At 41.0% G+C, this 17,978-nt stretch carries 22 protein-coding genes; 14 read left to right on the forward strand and 8 right to left on the reverse strand.

All coding sequences use genetic code 11. The features are described 5' to 3' along the window. Nucleotides 1–54 precede the first annotated feature (54 nt). From TY16_RS17985 to TY16_RS18005, 4 genes are all read right to left on the reverse strand, one after another. Nucleotides 55–258 carry a hypothetical protein gene (locus tag TY16_RS17985; RefSeq protein WP_043933195.1) on the reverse strand — a complete coding sequence of 68 codons (204 nt, stop codon included), beginning with the start codon at nucleotides 256–258 and terminating at the stop codon, nucleotides 55–57. 326 nt (nucleotides 259–584) lie between these two features. Beyond that, nucleotides 585–812: a hypothetical protein gene (locus TY16_RS17995; protein WP_043933197.1), complete on the reverse strand. Its 228-nt coding sequence runs from the start codon at nucleotides 810–812 to the stop codon at nucleotides 585–587. Beyond that, nucleotides 813–1,133 (reverse strand): YbjQ family protein, encoded by a 321-nt coding sequence (locus tag TY16_RS18000; protein ID WP_043933198.1) that lies wholly within the window; start codon nucleotides 1,131–1,133, stop codon nucleotides 813–815. Between the two features lie 322 nt (nucleotides 1,134–1,455). Further along, nucleotides 1,456–2,205, reverse strand: a complete 750-nt coding sequence (locus TY16_RS18005; protein ID WP_043933199.1) for a FixH family protein — start codon at nucleotides 2,203–2,205, stop codon at nucleotides 1,456–1,458. Nucleotides 2,206–2,364: 159 nt separating this feature from the next. Between TY16_RS18005 and TY16_RS18010 the strand changes: the two genes are divergently transcribed. Then, complete coding sequence (locus tag TY16_RS18010) at nucleotides 2,365–2,784, forward strand: VOC family protein (protein ID WP_043933200.1); 420 nt, start codon at nucleotides 2,365–2,367, stop codon at nucleotides 2,782–2,784. A 238-nt stretch (nucleotides 2,785–3,022) separates the two neighbouring features. Continuing rightward, nucleotides 3,023–4,174 carry an acyltransferase family protein gene (locus tag TY16_RS18015; protein ID WP_043933201.1) on the forward strand — a complete coding sequence of 384 codons (1,152 nt, stop codon included), beginning with the start codon at nucleotides 3,023–3,025 and terminating at the stop codon, nucleotides 4,172–4,174. 195 nt (nucleotides 4,175–4,369) lie between these two features. Here the strand turns inward: TY16_RS18015 and TY16_RS26660 are convergent, their stop codons facing one another. Then, complete coding sequence (locus tag TY16_RS26660) at nucleotides 4,370–4,531, reverse strand: hypothetical protein (protein ID WP_197028421.1); 162 nt, start codon at nucleotides 4,529–4,531, stop codon at nucleotides 4,370–4,372. A 161-nt stretch (nucleotides 4,532–4,692) separates the two neighbouring features. Here TY16_RS26660 and TY16_RS18020 point away from each other — a divergent pair, with 161 nt between their 5' ends. From TY16_RS18020 to TY16_RS18030, 3 genes are all read left to right on the forward strand, one after another. Then, nucleotides 4,693–5,622 carry an SDR family oxidoreductase gene (locus tag TY16_RS18020; protein WP_043933202.1) on the forward strand — a complete coding sequence of 310 codons (930 nt, stop codon included), beginning with the start codon at nucleotides 4,693–4,695 and terminating at the stop codon, nucleotides 5,620–5,622. Between the two features lie 237 nt (nucleotides 5,623–5,859). Beyond that, nucleotides 5,860–6,315 (forward strand): GNAT family N-acetyltransferase, encoded by a 456-nt coding sequence (locus TY16_RS18025; RefSeq protein ID WP_043933203.1) that lies wholly within the window; start codon nucleotides 5,860–5,862, stop codon nucleotides 6,313–6,315. Between the two features lie 33 nt (nucleotides 6,316–6,348). Beyond that, complete coding sequence (locus tag TY16_RS18030) at nucleotides 6,349–6,561, forward strand: hypothetical protein (RefSeq protein WP_043933204.1); 213 nt, start codon at nucleotides 6,349–6,351, stop codon at nucleotides 6,559–6,561. Nucleotides 6,562–6,626: 65 nt separating this feature from the next. On the opposite strand, the gene TY16_RS18035 is transcribed toward TY16_RS18030, so the two are convergent. Then, nucleotides 6,627–6,917 carry a DUF5316 domain-containing protein gene (locus TY16_RS18035; protein ID WP_043933205.1) on the reverse strand — a complete coding sequence of 97 codons (291 nt, stop codon included), beginning with the start codon at nucleotides 6,915–6,917 and terminating at the stop codon, nucleotides 6,627–6,629. Nucleotides 6,918–7,067: 150 nt separating this feature from the next. Here TY16_RS18035 and TY16_RS18040 point away from each other — a divergent pair, with 150 nt between their 5' ends. From TY16_RS18040 to TY16_RS18050, 3 genes are read left to right on the forward strand one after another with little or no spacing between them, the layout of a single operon-like run. After that, a complete protein-coding gene (locus TY16_RS18040) occupies nucleotides 7,068–7,397 on the forward strand; it encodes a class I SAM-dependent methyltransferase (protein ID WP_052342786.1) in 330 nt (109 codons plus the stop codon). Further along, complete coding sequence (locus TY16_RS18045) at nucleotides 7,330–8,205, forward strand: nucleotidyltransferase domain-containing protein (RefSeq protein ID WP_231505645.1); 876 nt, start codon at nucleotides 7,330–7,332, stop codon at nucleotides 8,203–8,205. Before TY16_RS18040 ends, TY16_RS18045 begins: the two co-directional genes overlap by 68 nt. Before the next feature lie 15 nt (nucleotides 8,206–8,220). After that, entirely contained in the window at nucleotides 8,221–8,772 is a 552-nt protein-coding gene (locus TY16_RS18050; RefSeq protein WP_043933207.1) for a hypothetical protein, read from the forward strand. Nucleotides 8,773–8,924: 152 nt separating this feature from the next. On the opposite strand, the gene TY16_RS25845 is transcribed toward TY16_RS18050, so the two are convergent. Further along, nucleotides 8,925–10,273 (reverse strand): IS3 family transposase gene (locus TY16_RS25845; protein ID WP_155922279.1). Its coding sequence is split into 2 segments (ribosomal slippage): nucleotides 8,925–9,814 and nucleotides 9,814–10,273, totalling 1,350 coding nucleotides; the frame shifts between segments, so codons are not numbered across the junction. Nucleotides 10,274–10,689: 416 nt separating this feature from the next. Between TY16_RS25845 and TY16_RS18065 the strand changes: the two genes are divergently transcribed. From TY16_RS18065 to TY16_RS18085, 5 genes are all read left to right on the forward strand, one after another. Beyond that, entirely contained in the window at nucleotides 10,690–11,523 is an 834-nt protein-coding gene (locus TY16_RS18065) for an aminoglycoside adenylyltransferase domain-containing protein (protein WP_043933210.1), read from the forward strand. A gap of 155 nt (nucleotides 11,524–11,678) precedes the next feature. After that, nucleotides 11,679–12,413, forward strand: a complete 735-nt coding sequence (locus tag TY16_RS18070; protein WP_043933211.1) for a hypothetical protein — start codon at nucleotides 11,679–11,681, stop codon at nucleotides 12,411–12,413. A 187-nt stretch (nucleotides 12,414–12,600) separates the two neighbouring features. Next, nucleotides 12,601–13,314: an alpha/beta fold hydrolase gene (locus TY16_RS18075; protein ID WP_043933212.1), complete on the forward strand. Its 714-nt coding sequence runs from the start codon at nucleotides 12,601–12,603 to the stop codon at nucleotides 13,312–13,314. Nucleotides 13,315–13,350: 36 nt separating this feature from the next. Further along, complete coding sequence (locus TY16_RS18080) at nucleotides 13,351–13,911, forward strand: histidine phosphatase family protein (protein ID WP_043933213.1); 561 nt, start codon at nucleotides 13,351–13,353, stop codon at nucleotides 13,909–13,911. A gap of 201 nt (nucleotides 13,912–14,112) precedes the next feature. Next, nucleotides 14,113–14,586 (forward strand): SRPBCC family protein, encoded by a 474-nt coding sequence (locus TY16_RS18085; protein ID WP_043933214.1) that lies wholly within the window; start codon nucleotides 14,113–14,115, stop codon nucleotides 14,584–14,586. A 79-nt stretch (nucleotides 14,587–14,665) separates the two neighbouring features. Here TY16_RS18085 and TY16_RS25355 read toward each other — a convergent pair whose 3' ends face one another. Next, nucleotides 14,666–16,855, reverse strand: a complete 2,190-nt coding sequence (locus TY16_RS25355) for a SpoIID/LytB domain-containing protein (protein WP_052342787.1) — start codon at nucleotides 16,853–16,855, stop codon at nucleotides 14,666–14,668. 273 nt (nucleotides 16,856–17,128) lie between these two features. Here TY16_RS25355 and TY16_RS18095 point away from each other — a divergent pair, with 273 nt between their 5' ends. Next, nucleotides 17,129–17,947 carry an STAS domain-containing protein gene (locus TY16_RS18095; RefSeq protein ID WP_043933215.1) on the forward strand — a complete coding sequence of 273 codons (819 nt, stop codon included), beginning with the start codon at nucleotides 17,129–17,131 and terminating at the stop codon, nucleotides 17,945–17,947. Nucleotides 17,948–17,978: the final 31 nt, after the last annotated feature.

Below are 17,978 nucleotides of genomic sequence, written 5' to 3' on the forward strand. Positions count from 1 at the left end.
AAACAGTGTCAGGCTTTCCTTTAGACAGCTACCTAAGTACCTTGCAAAGTGTTTTTAATCCTGCTGGTGGTGTCCAGTCAGGGAAGAGGTTGCGCCCATATGGCCCTTTTCTTTTTTGAACTTGGATAAATCTCCTGCATTTTCAATATCCCCTGAAGCCTCATAGCCAGCAACAGGGACATTTGAAGTTGTTCCATAGAGCCCCATGCCGCCTAATTCAACATTCGCTTCTTCCCGAATAGTATCTTTTTTGTCCATCTAATCACCTCCTAAGTTATTTTTTTATAGTTTTAAGCGCTCCCTGATGGAATTCTACAGCAAACTCAGATTGACAGTCCCTGCACCCGTAATGGTAAATGTACTTATTCGGGTCGCTTTTCCCGCCAGTAACAAAGGAACCGTTCGTCGCTGTTGAGCTTAGCTGCCTGAAATTTGTATTTTTCGAAGAACAATTAGGGCAGTTAGACATCAAGAGACCTCCTTTTATTACTAGTCTTTGCAAGCAGTAGGAATAAAATGTGAAAAAGAAGCGGACAACAAAAAGAAAAGAGACCCGCTTTTGCGAGTCCTTCTCCATAAAAACTCTAGGTAATTTTCCTGTAGTACCTCTCGCCAGTTTCAGGGTTGAAGTACACTTTAGTTTTTTCACCTGACACCGGATCAACATTGATTTCATCCGTTGCAATAAATCCAGGGGGAACCTTGCTGCCCTGATTGTTTTTGTAGCGCTTATCATAAATAAAAAAACCAAGCAGGATCAGGACAATTGCTCCCAATGCCTGTAAAACATAAAAGCCAATAACGTATTCCATTTACAGCTTCTCCACAACCGCAGCCGTTCCATACGCGACAATCTCACTCATGTTCTGGCCAATTTCTCCTGAATCAAAGCGCATCATGATAATCGCATTTGCACCCATTGCTGTTGCATTGCGGATCATTCTGTCCATCGCTTCTTTTCTGGAATCCTCAAGCATAGACGTGTATTGCTTAATTTCCCCGCCTACAAGGCCCTTTAGGCCAGCCATAATATCGCCGCCCAAACCTCTGCTTCGGACAATCAGCCCGAAAACAGGGCCTTTAACTTCCTTAACCTGATATCCTTCAATTTTTTCCGTCGTCACTACCAACATTTTTATCACCTCAGTATAACTATTCGTTTTTTTACAATGAAATTCCTTTACCTTACAGGAAATTTAGAAATAGTTACTAGAATATCGAAATTGAATTAAACGATGAATGACAAATCACAGCTTGCAGGAAGCCAAAATGTCATTCATAAAGGCCATGAATAACACTTCACACCTTTTGAGAAATGGAAATGTAATTCATAAAGGTGATGAATAACATTTCATCCCCGCCGGGAAGCCAAAGTGTCATTCATAAAATTAGTCAGCTGCTGGAAATCCCTGAATACAAAGAAAGAGGCCCGAGAAAACAATCCCGAGCCTCCAACTATTTTACTGTAACCTTCTTGTCCTGGTGATCGTGAATGTCGCCTTTTTCAACGTGAATTCTAACTTGATAGGAGCCAGCTTCGCCGAATGTGTGACTGGATTCATATGTTCCCGCGGCGGTTGCACTCGCTGCATCTATGAAATAATGCTTCTCTGCACCGTCTTTCCATACTTCGAAACGGACGGCGGCATCTGTTAAAGGCTTACCATCATTCACAAGTGAAACCTTCAATGTAGATTCTTTTCCAGCTTGAAGGGTACCAGTCGAAAATTCCATCTGAACCCCGTGACCATGGTGGCCATGTTCAGAGGACGCATCTCCCGAATCTTTGGCCGCAGGATCCCCAGCTACGTCGATAACAACCTTTGGCATAGTGTGCATATCACGAGCGGTAACATGACTGACAACCTCATATTTGCCGGCCTCTGTAAAAGTTTTTTTAATTGAATAAATACCATCACCTTGTAGCTCTGCGTCAATCATTTCACTAGTTGACTGACCTTGCCTGGTAATCTCAAATTTCACTTCATTTGCATCGTCTACATTTTCTTTCCCCTGGGTGACGTGCACCTTCAATTCAGCTTCTTTGTTTTGTTCAAGTTTTTCAGGAACCATAAACATGACCTCTACCATTTTTGGCGGTTCTTTTTTAGCCCCGTTCGAAGCATCATTTTTTTCCTGAGTACTGCCACAGCCTGACAAAACAAGTGCCAAAAGGCCAACCATAATGACCATCAGCTTTTTCATAAAACTTCCTCCTTTATCTTAAAAAGAGAGCCTGCTAAGTATCTCGCAATTTCATAGTACACCAACCAAAAATAAAGTCCAGAACAGATTATTTTATTAACAGGAGTATAGTGAATAATACAGAATAGTAATGGTATACCAATTTAGGAGGTTATATGGATGGCTTTTAAAGCAAACAGTATTTTTGTCAATTTGCCGGTGAAGAATTTGGACAGGTCGATTGAATTTTTTACAAAGCTTGAATTCGAATTTGATTCCCGATTTACCGATGAAAATGCGACATGCATGATCATTGGTGAAAACATCTATGCGATGCTGCTCGTTGAACCATTTTTCCAAAGCTTTATCAAAAAGGAAATAGCAGATCGCGCAAGGACGACTGAAGTGATCCTTGCCATTACAGCCGGCAGCAGAAGCGGAGTGGATGAGCTTGTGAACAGGGTCGTTGATGCAGGTGGCAAACTGTCCAAAGAGCCACAGGACCACGGCTTCATGTACAGCCAGAGTTTCGAGGATTTAGACGGGCACCTTTGGGAGGTTTTCCATATGGAAAATCCTGACCAGGAGCCAAAAGGATAAACGAGTTTAAAATATAATACAGTACCTGATTCCAATCTTTGAATTATAGCTTTCTGGTAAAAAAGTGTTCGAGTGTGAAAGAACAGAAATTCTTCAAGAATACTTGAAAAAAATTATAATAAAAATAAATCTAGGTCCAGAGTATTTCTGGGCCTTTTGTGATAGTAAAATTTTCCTGCAATGCCGTGTTTGTGCTACCATAGACCTTGAGAAATTTTCCAAAAAGGGGTAAAAAGGGATGCAAGAAAGAAAGCATATCTATTATATCGATAATTTGAAAATTGCCATTTGCATGCTGGTGGTTGCCCATCACGCCGGGCAGGCATATGGACCGGGCGGGTGGTGGTACTTCCAGGAAGGGGAGTCCGTCCAATGGCTCGGGCGCTTCTTTGCCGTCAATGCATCTTTTTTCATGAGCATGTTCTTTTTTCTTTCAGCCTATTTCCTCCCAAGATCGCTGGAGAGCAAAGGCCCCAAAAAGTTCCTGATAGAGCGATTCAAACGGATAGGGATTCCTCTTATTCCAGGCTTTCTCCTGATGATTCCGATTTTGATGTATTTTTACTACATCAATTTCCGGGAATACGGTACACCATCTTTTTTCAGTTATTATGGCCGGATTTTCTTTGGAATGGCTGAGCAGCCAAGGGGCTGGACTGGTCCGTCATGGCCTGATATGCAATTTGGGCATCTATGGTTCCTTGAACATTTGCTTGTATATGCTGTCATCCTCGCAGTGTGGACGTACTTTTTTCCATTGAAAGAATCACACTCCAGCAAACTGAAAACCTACCAAATCATCGGGTTCATAGCTGCCTTGTCTGCTGCAACCTTCCTGATTCGAATTGAATTTCCGATTGACCGATGGGCAGGGGCACTTGGTATCATTCAGACTGAATATGCCCATTTGCCGCAATATGCAAGCTTTTTTGTCCTCGGGTTACTAGCCTCACGAAAAAAATGGCTTGAAACCATGAACGCACATACCGGGTATGCGTGGCTTGGAGTTGGCCTGGTCTTCGTTGCATTCTTTTATTTAAGCAATGAGGGGATTATTTCTTTTTTTACAAAAGGAGGCTTTAACACTGGCAATCTTGCAAAATCAATAGTAGAAACCGTTCTTTGTACTTCGCTGATCATTGGGCTAATTATCCTGTTCCGTGAGCACTTGAATGGCACTGGCAAACTCTCAAAACTGCTTGCAAGCAATGTTTTTGTCGTTTACTTCATTCATGTACCAGTCGTTGTTTTTCTGCAATACATGGTCACGGATTTACCGGTTTCTACGCTAAGCAAATTCATATTAACTGCGTCCTTCGGAATTCTCCTCAGCTTTCTATTCAGTATCTATGTCTGGAGAAAGATTCCCTACCTAAAGACGCTGATGTAATAAGTGGGTCCTCCGAAAATTGGAGGGCCCTTTAATTTGTGCAGGAGCTGCGGTTTGACCGATAAATCCTTTTCTATGACCGATAAATCATTCGCAAAGACCGATAAACGTTTCAGAATGACCGATAAATATTAATTTTGTTTGATATAGCGAATTCCCAAGCTTGCTATAAGCGGATTGCCAACACCTATTCTACTATATCACCGGGTATTCCTTTTCGATCCGAACATTCGTATAATACGGCGGCCGGGGTCCTATTACCGGCTGCTCAATTCTCGTCTGATCTTTCGCATATACAGTCTGCTGCTTTTCCTCGCTTTCATCCATCACCAAAAACCTAATTTCTGGTCTTAGCATCACATATCCCTCCAAATACAATCGTCTCTTTAGGATATACTCTTTTTTGAAAAAAAGTGCCCGGCCACGCGCCTAAGGTTTGGCACATCATTCCTACGCCCACATACACTATCCCGAATGGGCTTACACCTAACAGGAATCTGCATTTTAGGAGGATGGCCATGGCCGACAAGAGACAAAACGAAACAAATGAAAACCAATACCCGATGCATCCGCATTATGGGAAGATCACCCAATATGAAGATGTTCCGCTGACAGTTCCGGAACAGCGGCAGGGACGACAGCCTGGTGTTGAAGGCCTTATGGTGCCGAGACCAATCATTGAGAACCCGGCTTACAAAGGCACAGGAAAGCTTGCTGGAAAGGTTGCACTTATTACCGGTGGTGATAGCGGTATGGGAGCGGCAGTTGCAATTGCATTTGCCAAGGAAGGAGCGAATGTGGCAATTTCCTATCTCGATGAACACGAGGATGCCAACAGAACAAGGCGCCGAATTGAGGAGATTGGCCAGGATTGTTTGCTGCTTCCTGGCGACTTACGGGATAAAAGTCAGTGCAAAAAAATTGTCGAAGATACCATTCAGACGTTCGGCAGGCTGGATGTCCTTTGCAACCATGTTGGCATCCAGTTCCAACAGCTGAGCCTGCTTGATATCACAGATGAACAATTTGATGATACGTTCAAGGTCAATATATATTCCCATTTCTATGTGACCAGGGCGGCTTTGCCCCACTTGAGACCAGGCAGCTCTATAATTAATACTGCTTCCGTTGTGGCCTTTTACGGTAATGAGCAGCTGATTGATTATACCGCAACCAAGGCTGCAAACGTCGGCTTTAGCCGCGCTCTTGCCAACAACTTAGTAAAGCAGGGAATCAGGGTGAACGCAGTCGCACCGGGCAAGTTCTGGACACCATTGATTCCTTCCAGCTTCTCCGCTGATCAGGTCGTCCTCGCTGGCAATCCGATGCAGCGACAGGGCCAGCCGTTCGAAATCGCTCCAACATTCGTTTATCTTGCCTCCGATGATTCCAGATTCGTCACCGGTCAAACGCTCCATGTGAATGGAGGGCAAGTAACTGGTTCCTAAAATCCAAAGGAAATGGTTTGTTTATTGAAAACACACGGATTTGAAATCATCAATGCTTCGGTGGCTTTGACGAATCACCGTTAACGAAAGGTAGCGGCCATATGATCTATGTTTGCAGAAAAGCCTTCGCTTCCTAACTTGCTGAGGCTTTTTTGCCAACTTTTCTGACAAACTAGTTGCAGGTTTTAGAATTATTTAGCATGATTTACATACTTATAGTTTTTTCGGAGGAATGTTATGAATATAAAAATAGACGACTTAACGAGTTCAGAAGTCATCGGCCTAATAAACGAACACTTGAACGGAATGAGGGAATTTTCCCCACCGGAGAGCATCCATGCATTGCCGCTTGAAAAACTGCGACAGCCTTCTATTACCTTTTGGAGTGCTTGGAATGGAGATGAATTGCTTGGCTGCGGGGCATTAAAGGAGCTGGACTCTGTCCATGGCGAAGTAAAGTCAATGAGGACTGCATCGAATTACCTTAGAAAAGGGATCTCCAAAATGATTCTCCACCACATCATCGAAGTAGCTAACCAACGTGGCTATCAACGCCTGAGTCTAGAAACCGGGTCACAGCCTGCCTTTATGCCTGCCAGAAAACTATATGAAGGATTTGGCTTCCAGCATTGCAAGCCGTTTTCCGATTACGCGGAAGACCCGAATAGTGTATTTATGTCCTTAGAAATTTAAGTGCTCAGTGGTGTGAAAATAGGAGATTATCTTATGAAAAGGGTGGATGAAATTTTGAATGCAAGTATAAAGGACTTCCATTGTTGCGCAACTTGCCAGCATTTTAGAGCTAGCAAGACGTCTGCTGGAATGTACTATTTATGCAGCCGATTGGGTTATGAAACAAAACCGGCCTATAAGTTCAATTGCTGGAATCCAAAGGAACAGGTGGTAAAGCTAATTCAAAAGCAAAAGCGTGGCCAGTAGAAGAGGTTGGTTGCGAAAGGGTACATTTTGAAACACTAATGCGCTTGTATTTTTAACATTACGGGCTATTGAAAAAGGTAGTAAAGGAACACAGCAACAACCAGGCTTGGAAGTCCGAGTAAGGCAAAATGGACCATGTTTTGATGCCGTTCACGCCGAGTATCCTCCGTTTCAGTCGCAAAATTAGCTCGCATCCTGTCGCCGCTTACAAGATTACCTGAAAAAATGGCGGATAATATGATGAATGCCACACCTGCAACACCAGGCAATTGATAAGCATGGGCAGCATCCCACATGAAATACGAAACAATAGCCGAAATAACTGATATCATAATTCCGATTGTAAGGAATTTCAATGTCTTTCACACTCCTAAACTGAATTTTTCTTGCTGTTGGGTTACCACTAAACCAGATAACTGACTCAAAGATATCCCATTTTTTTCAAAAAGTATATTAGTTTTTCGGAAATTGTGGTTTGATTAAATTACAGTAAGGGAGGAGTTCAAATGGAACAGATCCAGCGTTATTATGATGAAGAATATGATGAGTGGGAACGGCTGGCCAGGCATAGGATTGAGTTCGATATTACAAAGCTTTACCTGAACGATTACATAACTGGAGACAATCTCAATATTTTAGACATAGGCGGCGGTCCTGGCCGATATTCAATTTTTCTGGCCGAAAAAGGGCACAGGGTCACATTGCTTGACCTTTCAAAGCGCAATCTTGAAACCGCCAAAATCAAAACGGCAGAAAGCGGAGTCTTCCTTGAAGGCTTCATTCAGGGAAATGCTCTCGACCTTAGCAGCATCCACCAGAAATTCGATGTGGGATGAGTTGCTTTCTCTTCACCGTGAAGAATTGCTAAAACAGGCGCTAGAAGATTTAACGAACGATAAAGATGTTTTGGCAATCTACCTAAATGGCTCCCTCGCAAAAGGAAACGCTGATTGGTACTCGGATATTGATTTGCATATTATCGTTGCTCCTGGCCGGAAGGGTGAATTCATTAAAGCGAAAGCAAGTAGATCGGAAAGATGGGGAGATGTTTTGTTTTATGAGGATTGGGATCCCTCGTCCCCAGTCATAGTGACCCATTATACTTCATTTGTAAAGGTAGATAGCTGGTATCACGAGCCCTCTGAAGTTTCGCCTTCTATCTGGCTGAAAGGGTTAAAGGTCCTTTTTGACCCTCATAACTTGATTAGCGAGATTATCATGAAATCAACTGAATTTAACTATGCTCCAACCAGCAAAGAAGTCATTTTTTGGCGGACCAAAGTACTTGCTTTTGCCCATGAAACATACCGGGCAGTTATGAGGGAAGAACTATATTATGCGCTGGCAAACATCGACCGGATTCGTTGGCTGATTGCTTCTGGCTGGTATATGGAAAAAGACGAGCATCTGGATAGTCCTTATGGAGTTTGGTCAAAGATCGAAGGGAAGAGAAGCAGGTTGCATGAATGGCAGCTAAAAGCACTTGCCAACTGGGAATGCAGCCGTAACAACATGGAAATTCTCGCAACGCTATCTTCAATTTTTCCTGAATATCTGCGTTTAAATCGAACTTTAAGCAACAAAGTTGGGTTGCCAGCTGATGAAGAAAGCCTTATTCCTATTTTGGATATGGTCTCCCTATGAAATGAGGTAATTATGATGGAAACTTCAATTAGTACGCTTTTTGAACAGCTTGAATCAAGCGATAAGAATCTCCAATACGAAGCCCTGTTAAATCTTTTGGCAATAACAGAAGAGAAGGTGGACTGGGCCTATGAAGTCTGGGATGATTTGAAGTCAGATTTGACAAACAAAGACAACCACAAACGGTCCAGAGCCGCACAGTTTCTATCCAATCTGGCCATTAGCGACCCAGAAAAAAGGATTCTGTCTGATTTTCCACCAATTTGGCAAGTGACCAAAGATCCAAAGACTGTGACCGCTCGGCATAGCCTTCAGGCAATTTGGAGAATTGGCCTTGCCGGTGAGGAACAGCTCGAACTCGTTATACGGCATCTCGAGGATCGCTATCAAAATTGCAGCTCCGAAAAAAATCACACACTAGTCAGGTACGACATCATAGAAGACTTCCTAAAGCTCTACATAGCCACAGGAAAAGAAGATTTAAAAACAACCGCTCTCAGCCTTATAGAACTTGAGGAAGATCCGAAATATATGAAGAAATACGCAGCAGTTTGGCGGAATAAATAAGAGATTATTTTAAATGGGTGCAAGTACAGCATTAGCCTTATAATTAAATTTTTTTAGAAACATGGTATGTTTTCGAGTAAAGGAACTAAATTAGCACACCATTTTAGCAGTCCAAATCAATGATCTGAACCCAAAAAGTTAGACACAGGATTTTAGGCAGCTACCAGGGCATGAGTTCGGTATTCAACCGGGCTCATGCCTTTTAATATTGCCTTAATCCGTTTGTGGTTATAGTAATAAATGTATTTTTCCAATTCTTTTTTAAAATGCTCCATACTCTCGAATTCTCTTAGATAGAGTAATTCAGATTTTAATAAGCCAAAGAAATTCTCCATGACTGCGTTATCTAAACAATTTCCTTTTCTGGACATACTTTGGGTAATGCCTCTTTCTTTTAATGCAAATTGATACTGACCCATCTGATAATGCCATCCCTGATCGGAATGAAGGAGGGGAGCGTCCCCCTTTCTCAAGCGTGTGAACGCCTTTTCCAACATGGTTGAAACAAGCGTGTATACCGGGCGGTTTTCCATATGGTAAGCAATAATTTCTCCATTATATAAGTCAAGGACTGGTGAAAAATATAGCTTTTCCCCGTGTAAATGGACTTCAGTCACATCCGTTACCCACTTCTGGTTGGGTTGAGTAGCTTTGAAATCCCGGTTCAGGATGTTAGGGGCAATCTTGCCAACCTGCCCTTTATAAGATCGGTACTTCTTCATCCTAACCAGACATTTCAGCCCCATCTCGATCATTAAACGACGGACAGTTTTGTGATTGATCTTCACTCCTTTTTTACGCAGCTCCAAAGTAATACGGCGATATCCATAAAGCTCATGGTTTTCCTCAAATATCTCCTTGATTAACTCCTTTATTTCCTTGTATTTGTCGGGACGATCCATCTGTTTTACCCAATAATAATATGTACTCCTTGGAATTCCGGCAACCTTCACTAGCTCTATCACCTTAAACTCATGCCTTAACTCATATATTATTTGCGCTTTGTCCCGTTCGGTGATTTCTCTTTTTCTTGAATTAAGGCTCGTAACTTTTTTAAATAGGCATTCTCCATGCGTAAACGCTCGTTTTCAGCTTGTAAAGCTTCAAAAGATCCCTCTGGAGGTGCTGGTTTTCCCGGTTCTTTTTTCATGGATGGACGCCCCTTTTTCTTTGGTATAAGAGCGTCCACTCCATTCTCCTCTACCTGCCTTTTCCATTCTAGGATGTTACGAGGAGATGGAATATTGTATAGTGCCGCAGCCTGTTTCAAGGACGCTCCAGTATCGTTTATGTAGTTTAGTACGTCCATTTTAAATTGAAAATCATAGTTTGTATAGCTAGGACACAAACCCTTTTCACCATTCTCCTTGTATAGGGCAACCCAGGTTTTGAGAGGGGTAAGGCTTATATTGAACCGTTTCGCAATTTCACGGTATGACTCTTTGCCCTCCAGATAAGCAAGAACGGCTTGTAGTTTTGTATCAAAAGTATATTTTGCCATTAAAAAACTGCACCTCCAATTGTCAGGTGTGTCTAACAATTGGGGTGCAGTTCACAAACAATTGGACTGCTTCTTTGTGTTGTATTTAAAGGATTTTTAGTGAATCGAGGGCCAATTAGAAGCTCAATTCCTTACATATTATGACGTAGTGATACTAATTAGTATGCTAAGTTGATAAATTGGTTGTTTGTAAAAAATTAGTGACCTATTATTGCATCATAACGAAACGTGACCAATTCGATAAATCTAGTGACATACTGCTCTCTTGGTGTTACTGAGTGGCCGTTGAGATTAACGGCTTTTTTATTCGAACACTTATTCTGATAACGGAGCAGGTTAGTAAAAAACAAATTGTTTTTTGAAAATTAAACTTGTTGTAAAATATAGGTAAAAAGAATTATACGGGAGAATTATTGATGGGAATTCCAAGTATCGTAGACACTGTCTTAAAAGAGTATATTAACCTGTTTTATGAGCATTTTCCTGAAACGATGGAAGGGTTATATATACACGGATCGATTGCCCTGAATTCCTATGTTGATGATTCAAGTGATATTGACTTTATCACTGTAACAAACCGTCCTTTAACAGAGAAAGATTCAGATGCTTTGTCTTTTATTCACTCCCACCTAGCCAAAAAATATAAAAAACCGGAAATGGACGGAGTATATATTCTTTGGGAGGATTTGGGGAAACTCAATCAAAAAAGTAATGATGTAAATTATAACTATCCATTTTACAACAATAAAAAACTGAGTTTCGGTAATTACTTTAATTTTAACCCTGTAACTTGGTGGGTATTTGAAAAAAAGGGAATTAATATATTAGGAACAGACCCCAGAGACTTTCAGTTTGATATTCAACCACAAGAGTTGTTTTCTTATGTACTTGAAAATATGAACACTTACTGGGTTAATAGGATTCAAAAGGCAGAGGATTCAATTGATGATTTAGTTAAGCTGCCGACAGATGAGATTGACTTTGAAATAGAATGGATCGTGCTCGGGCTACTACGCCAGTTCTATACTCTAAAGGAATTTGATATTGTTTCAAAGTTGGGTGCAGGGGAGTATGGATTAACGGAAATTGCAGTTGAATGGCACGATATTATCAAGGAAGCTATGAATTTACGTATGGGTATAAAGGCAAAGATTTTCAAAACAGAGATGGAGCGTATGGCTCATACTATAAGGTTTTCAAAATTTTTAATTAGGCTTTGTAATAATATAATAGAGTGCAAATTAACTTAAAGGATAATGAGTTGCAACAGTTTCCCTTTAAGTTCTATGTGTAGCGCTCACACTTTTTGGTTTACGCTAATTCAGTCAAGATGTGAAACTAATAAAAATGTCTTTCGTCTATTTGTTGGAAGAAATTCTAATAACAGGGGAAAGAGAAGATTCAAATGAAGAAAAAAGTGTTTATGATCATTGGGTGTTGTTTTGTTTTACTAGTGCTCGGAGGCATTTTGGCAGAGATTTATTACTTCCAGCCGAAACAGCTGCATACTTTGGAAACGAGAATGCTTAAGGAGTTATCGGTGGAATACGGAATTCCTTTTAAAGTTAGTGAAACCAAGTTTGCAAAAGCTTTGGGAGATGAAGAAGGGATTTATACAGCCAGTGTTTATCCTCAGGATCAAAGAGACTTGGAATTCCAGGTCCATGTTTCCGAAGGCGGAAGTATTATTCATGAATCCTATAAAGAAACCAAATGGAGAAGCGAGGCAATCAAATTATGGGAACCATTTATGAGCCGGTTTGGAGATATCTCGTATGCAGTTAATATCCATATTCCTGAAGAAATAGCCAATCAATATAGCGTGGACGATACATACGGTGATATTTACAAGGTACACAAACATAATATGCGTGAGTACCTATTCATCGGCGAGATTGAAAGTTCCTTTGATAAGGAAAGAGAAACAGCCAAAATAATGGAAGTGGCAAACCATGCGTTGAATCGGGATTTGAATGACTTTTCAATAGAATGGCTTTACTTTAATAGCGGGAAAAAAAGCGAAGACGTATTTGAAATGAAGGAAAGAATCCCTTCATTTAGCTGGAGATTTTCCAAGAATTCTTTGCAGAAAGGGGTAACCGAAGACAATTTGGATCAATTCTTTATGCAGCACGAATAGAATCCCAAATTTGAGAATAAATTTAGCCTTTAAATTCCGGATAAAAAAACTTTAGTAAATATTTTAACACATACATATGAAGTCCATATGCCGCCTGATGAAGGTGTTTTTTTTGAATCAAGAATATTGGAAGGAAATAGGCGAAGTTGGGCGAATTCTATTGTAATAGAAGAAAAGAGGGTTGAAAGTGGAATTTGCTGATAGATGGACCCGTTCGAAAGAAGTAAAACTTCATTACCTGGAGAGCAGTCGGTACGATGGGCGATTAACTCCTTTGGTTTATGTCCCTGGGGCTTTAAATCATGCTGAACAAGCGGTTGAATTATTAGAGGAGTTCAAGCCTAGAAAATGGATATCTATGAGTTTACGAGGGCGGGGAAAAAGTGATGCTCCGATTTCTGGTTACTCATTTTACAACCATGTTCATGATATAGAATCTGTAGTAATGGATAGCAAGGTTCATGAGTATTGTCTCATGGCTTATTCCATGGGTGTTCCATATGCAATAGAATATGCCGCGGGAACGCCGGGATTAAAAGGGCTAATCCTTTGTGATTATCCTGCCGCGTATCCGTTTATACCAAAATCATGGGCAGAAAGAGTTCTCAGCCGCAGTTATATAAATCAGGAGATGGTACATGTAGTAAAAGGCATTCAGAGGGAATCAGCAGCTATTAATCTTGATCAAAATTTAACACGGATAGAAGTTCCTGTATTGATAATTAAGGGAGGAACGACGGAATCTCTTTTGACAGAGGCTGAAACAGATAAATACAAAAAGCTGCTTCCAAATGTGAGGGCAGTCGAATTAGCTGAAGCTGGGCATGAACTTTGGGAGCCAAATCGAGATGTGTTTTTAAACGTGATCAAGGATTTTTTACATACGCTTGATAAACTCTAATTCAACGAATCTATCACTTGATGGGGGAAAGCAATATTGCTTACGAATTTGTATTTTGTCCGGCATGCACACTCCGACTATACGCCGGATGAACTCGGAAGGCCGTTATCCCTTCAAGGTCGAACTGACGCACAAAAAGTTACAAAGTTATTTGAAAAAGAATCTATCGATTTTGTTGTTGCGAGTCCATACCAAAGAGCGATTCAAACAGTGACGGGTATAGCGGATTGTATTGGAAAGGAAATTATTCTGGAAGACGACTTTAGAGAGCGGAATTTAGCTGGTGGTCCTATTGATGATTTTCAAGATGCTATTAATAAAGTTTGGGAGGACCCTTCATTTTCCTGGGAAGGCGGGGAATCCAATATGATTGCCCAAAAGCGGGGAACAAAGGCAACATTAACGGTTTTAGAAAGGTTCCAGGGTCATAACATAGTAATAGGAACCCACGGCAATATTATGGTGTTGATTATGAACCACTTTGATAATAAATACGATTTCGAGTTTTGGAAGCACCTTGATATGCCTGATATTTATAAACTTACTTTTTATAAAACAGAATTAATAGAAGTGAGGAAAATATGGGAAAGAAGTTGACAGTAAAGACAGAGCATTAAATAGTATATAAAGTGGGGGATCGGGATGAAAAAATATCTGAAATGGAGTTATCTTGGGGTATTTTTGTTTGGAATTTTTGTTGGGTATATAGGAATACCAATGATATCTCGATATGCCGATTACTTCTTTTAAAGTTTTTAGTCCAAAGAGCTTCGCCCAGTTCAAAAGAGAGGAATTAACATGCCAATTATTCAGCATAAAGAATGGATCAATGCACCAATTGAGGTATGCTTTGACCTTGCAAGGAACGTAGACATACATATACAAACGACTTCTGCGACAAAAGAACGGGCAGTCGGCGGAGTAGCAAAAGGATTATTAGAGTTAGGGAATACTGTTACGTGGGAAGCCGTTCATTTTGGTATTAAACAAAGATTGACAGCCAAAGTGACTATGATGGAAAGGCCTCATATTTTTGTGGATATTATGGTGAAGGGAGCCTTCGCGTCTTTTGTTCATACCCATAAGTTTGTTGAAGAAAAGGGTGGTACTTTAATGATGGATACATTCAAGTATAAGTCGCCGCTCGGTGTAATTGGAATCCTTGCTGATAAGCTCTTTTTAGAAAAGTATATGAAGGTATTTATTGAGTCCCGTGCCAAAGGATTAAAAGACATTGCTGAATCTTCAGTTGAATTTGATTTCAAGATTTAAAACTTCATTATCAACACCAAAACAAAAAAAGCAGAGCGAATTCACATTAGTGGATTCTGCTCTGCTTTATTCTTTCAACCTATTTTAAAATCGTTACATAGGATGAGTGGACATACCCGGTGCCTTTAAGGTATTGAATTTTGTACCAGCTGCCATGCTTGGAAATGATCGTAACAATCTGGTTCTTTTTTAAGGATCCTATTTTTTTGCCGCTCGATGATGCTGTCGCCCTGACATTAAGGGTCGTAGCCGTTACCTTACCGGTCAATTTCTTCGCGGCGGGCTTCGCTAATTTGTTCGTAACAGTTGCGATACGCTTGTTGCTGCTGGAGTCAACAGCTGTAATGGTAACCGTATATGTGCCATTTGCAAGTTTTGAGGCATCCCAGGATGCCCAGCGGACACCTGATTTCACTGCAAGGTTTGTAGCTGGCGTCGCAACAGTTTTCCCTTTTGAGTCCTTAACGACAATCGTTACTTTTGCGGACTCATTGATTTCATACTTAAGGAAAACTTTGTTTGCTTTTGCATCATAAGAAGTTGCTGTATTCTTTATGATTGGTGCAGCTGTATCTTTTGGCGCAGGCTTTGCGAGCTTAAATGGCAATGTAGCTGTGGCTTTGTTGCCGCTGCCATCCACTGCTTCAATAACAAATGTATAGTTGCCGTTGGCTATTTTTGATACATTCCAAATAGCGGTTTGGATACCTGATTGCTTTTCGGTACCGTTCAACAGGGTAGCAAGGACAGTACCTTTTGAATTTTTAACCTTTAAAGTCAGTTTCGATGTTTCACTTGTTGTAAAGCTAACATTGACCTGATTAGTTTTCGCATTAAAGGTAGCTTTGGCTCCTTCGATTACAGGAGCAGTTTCATCCTTGGCTGGTGCTGGTGCCGGCGCCGGAGTTACAGGTGGCGGAGCGGGAACAGCTGGTGCAGGGTCGGGAGTGACTGGCTCAACAATTTCAGGTGCTGGCTGATACATTTTTTTCAAAGCAGTACCGTCATAATAGAAGGCCAGGATTTCCTTATAAGTTTTCCCGGAGTCTCCAGCTTTCCTCGCGCCATACTGGCTTAATCCCACTCCATGGCCATAGCCTAATCCTGATACTGACCATGTGTCAGTGGAGGATTCCACTTTATCCACAAGATAGCTTTTCATCAGGTCAAGTCCGATAATTGATCGGATTTTCGAAGCAGATACATCTGTAAGCTGAATAGTCTTTACAGATGCTATTCCTAGCTCTTTAACCAAAAACTGAATTGTGATGCTTCCTTTACTTACACGCCCGCCAGAGGTTTTGCTGCCGAGCGAAAGGGAAGGAATGGAGGTAAGCTTAATATCCTTACCGGTATATCCATTGGCCTTAATCCAGGTTTTGATGTTGTTAATAACTTTTGTTTGTTCTGCCTCTTTTGTGGTTGCCCACCAGGAGTCAGCTTTGTTAAGGTCAAGGCCGGTAAGATTAATTTGTTGCTTTTTCATACCAAAGGTCCAAACAGTCTTTGGATCGTAAGGATCTTGCTTTACATTCAGGTAGGGGGACTGGGTTCCTCCCCAAGCATTTTTGTTGGACTCTGTCATACCGCCATTGCTAGAAGAAAAGACGGCACCTGCTCCAATAGAGTTACCTCCGTAGGTAATCACTTCTCCGGCAGTTGCTTCGACAGCTTGAGTTGCTCTCTCATGCCACTTGTAACCGGCATATACTTGATAACTGACTGTGTCATTTGGTAATTTATTTACATAACCCAATGCATAGGTGCGAGCGGAAACAGCCTGGGATTTTAAGGCTTCCATATTCCATAGAGCGGGCATTTCCGCCGGTACGACACCCTTTAGGTAGTCTTCGAGGCCAAGTGTATTCACAGGGCGGACATACTTGCCGCTTTCACTTGAAAAACTAAAGCTGCCTAAATACGGATTGCCATTAATGGAAAGCGGGCCATTTCCTTTAACTGGTTTCAAATCGACTATGGCTGCACTTCCAAGACGGGTTGTCCCTTTTAGAAGGTCTACATTTGTACCGTTAACTTTCAGACGGTACGTTTGCTGTGCTTCAAGAGATACACCCGGAAGATTGGTTGTGTAGGCCATCTCCGGAATAATCGTTAATTCCGATTTATTGCCTACATATGCTGTGTTAACCAGTTTTACTGAGATAAGAGGTTCCGTTGGTTCCGCCGCTTCAACTGTGTTGAATGGAACGGATGAAAAAATAAGAGCCAGTGAAAGAGCCAACAAGAATAGTCTATTAATTGCTTTCAAAAAGTGCTCCTCTCCCTATTTTCATAGAATGATAATCTATCAATTTCAAATTAATAGTATATCAGCCAATTAAATACAACAAGAGCTAATTTTTGCCAAAATACGACTTTTATAGTATTATTTAAATTCTTTACAGTTTTTTTACATAAGCTAGACATTTTTTAAGGCATAATTGTCATTAAATCGAAAAAATTGCAAACAAGTTAATTGAGTTATACACTTAGATAATGTGAAATTTTACTATATTATTTAATAGAAAGAGAGAGGCACGCGATGAGCTCCATGTTAAATGTATCCACCTATTTAGGACAAAACGCAAAACAGCTTGCGGAACAAATTGTCCATGAAGTGATCAGCAGACTTGATGACACGATTCCTGAATGGGAGGTTTTACAAGCAAAAAAGATGTACCGGGAATTAATGGGTTATTTAAGCCAAACCCTTCTTAATGGCGAGGGCGATGGAATCCCGGAGTCGCTTGTCACCTGGAGTAAAAAGAATGCTCAAGCACAGGCTGAAACAGGGGGCAGCATTTCAAAAATTATTGTCCGGTATTCACCTACACGAGAAGTTTTTAATGACCTTTTAACAGCGATTGGCGAGAAATTCGACCTGTCCCGAGAAGAAACCTCTTTCCTGATAAAATGGATAAATAAGCTCATGGATGTTAGCGTGAATGAAACAGTTTTGGCGTTCGAACGGATTTCTGATCACTTCAAAGCGGGGGCAGAAGTTGAAATGGCGGAATTGTCAGCGCCAATAGTCCCGCTTCTTGATAATATTGCAGTCATTCCTCTTATTGGGGATATTAATCCTTACAGAGTAGCGTATATCGTTGAAAAAGTTGTCCCAAGAGTTTCGGCTATGGGAATAAAGCATATTATTGTTGATTTCTCCGGAATTAAAAATATTAATGAAGAAATTGCTCGCTCTCTCCATGATATCGGCAATATTTTCCAGCTTTTGGGCATTAGAACGATTGTCACAGGTCTGCGTCCCGACCTTGCGAAATTAATCGTACATAGCGGTTTATCGATTTCAAGTTTTGAAATCTTCGCAAATGTAAAGCAAGCCCTTAAAAAATTTCGTTAAAAAAATCCACTCTGGCTCTCAGAGTGGATTT

The organism is Bacillus sp. EB01 (assembly GCF_000613125.1).
Taxonomy (GTDB): domain Bacteria; phylum Bacillota; class Bacilli; order Bacillales; family Cytobacillaceae; genus Bacillus_D.

Coding starts and splice junctions, on each gene's coding strand:
- TY16_RS17985 (WP_043933195.1), bottom strand. CDS start 258: ATGGACAAAAAAGATACTATTCGGGAAGAAGCGAATGTTGAATTAGGC.
- TY16_RS17995 (WP_043933197.1), bottom strand. CDS start 812: ATGGAATACGTTATTGGCTTTTATGTTTTACAGGCATTGGGAGCAATT.
- TY16_RS18000 (WP_043933198.1), bottom strand. CDS start 1,133: ATGTTGGTAGTGACGACGGAAAAAATTGAAGGATATCAGGTTAAGGAA.
- TY16_RS18005 (WP_043933199.1), bottom strand. CDS start 2,205: ATGAAAAAGCTGATGGTCATTATGGTTGGCCTTTTGGCACTTGTTTTG.
- TY16_RS18010 (WP_043933200.1), top strand. CDS start 2,365: ATGGCTTTTAAAGCAAACAGTATTTTTGTCAATTTGCCGGTGAAGAAT.
- TY16_RS18015 (WP_043933201.1), top strand. CDS start 3,023: ATGCAAGAAAGAAAGCATATCTATTATATCGATAATTTGAAAATTGCC.
- TY16_RS26660 (WP_197028421.1), bottom strand. CDS start 4,531: ATGCTAAGACCAGAAATTAGGTTTTTGGTGATGGATGAAAGCGAGGAA.
- TY16_RS18020 (WP_043933202.1), top strand. CDS start 4,693: ATGGCCGACAAGAGACAAAACGAAACAAATGAAAACCAATACCCGATG.
- TY16_RS18025 (WP_043933203.1), top strand. CDS start 5,860: ATGAATATAAAAATAGACGACTTAACGAGTTCAGAAGTCATCGGCCTA.
- TY16_RS18030 (WP_043933204.1), top strand. CDS start 6,349: ATGAAAAGGGTGGATGAAATTTTGAATGCAAGTATAAAGGACTTCCAT.
- TY16_RS18040 (WP_052342786.1), top strand. CDS start 7,068: ATGGAACAGATCCAGCGTTATTATGATGAAGAATATGATGAGTGGGAA.
- TY16_RS18050 (WP_043933207.1), top strand. CDS start 8,221: ATGGAAACTTCAATTAGTACGCTTTTTGAACAGCTTGAATCAAGCGAT.
- TY16_RS18065 (WP_043933210.1), top strand. CDS start 10,690: ATGGGAATTCCAAGTATCGTAGACACTGTCTTAAAAGAGTATATTAAC.
- TY16_RS18070 (WP_043933211.1), top strand. CDS start 11,679: ATGAAGAAAAAAGTGTTTATGATCATTGGGTGTTGTTTTGTTTTACTA.
- TY16_RS18085 (WP_043933214.1), top strand. CDS start 14,113: ATGCCAATTATTCAGCATAAAGAATGGATCAATGCACCAATTGAGGTA.
- TY16_RS18095 (WP_043933215.1), top strand. CDS start 17,129: ATGAGCTCCATGTTAAATGTATCCACCTATTTAGGACAAAACGCAAAA.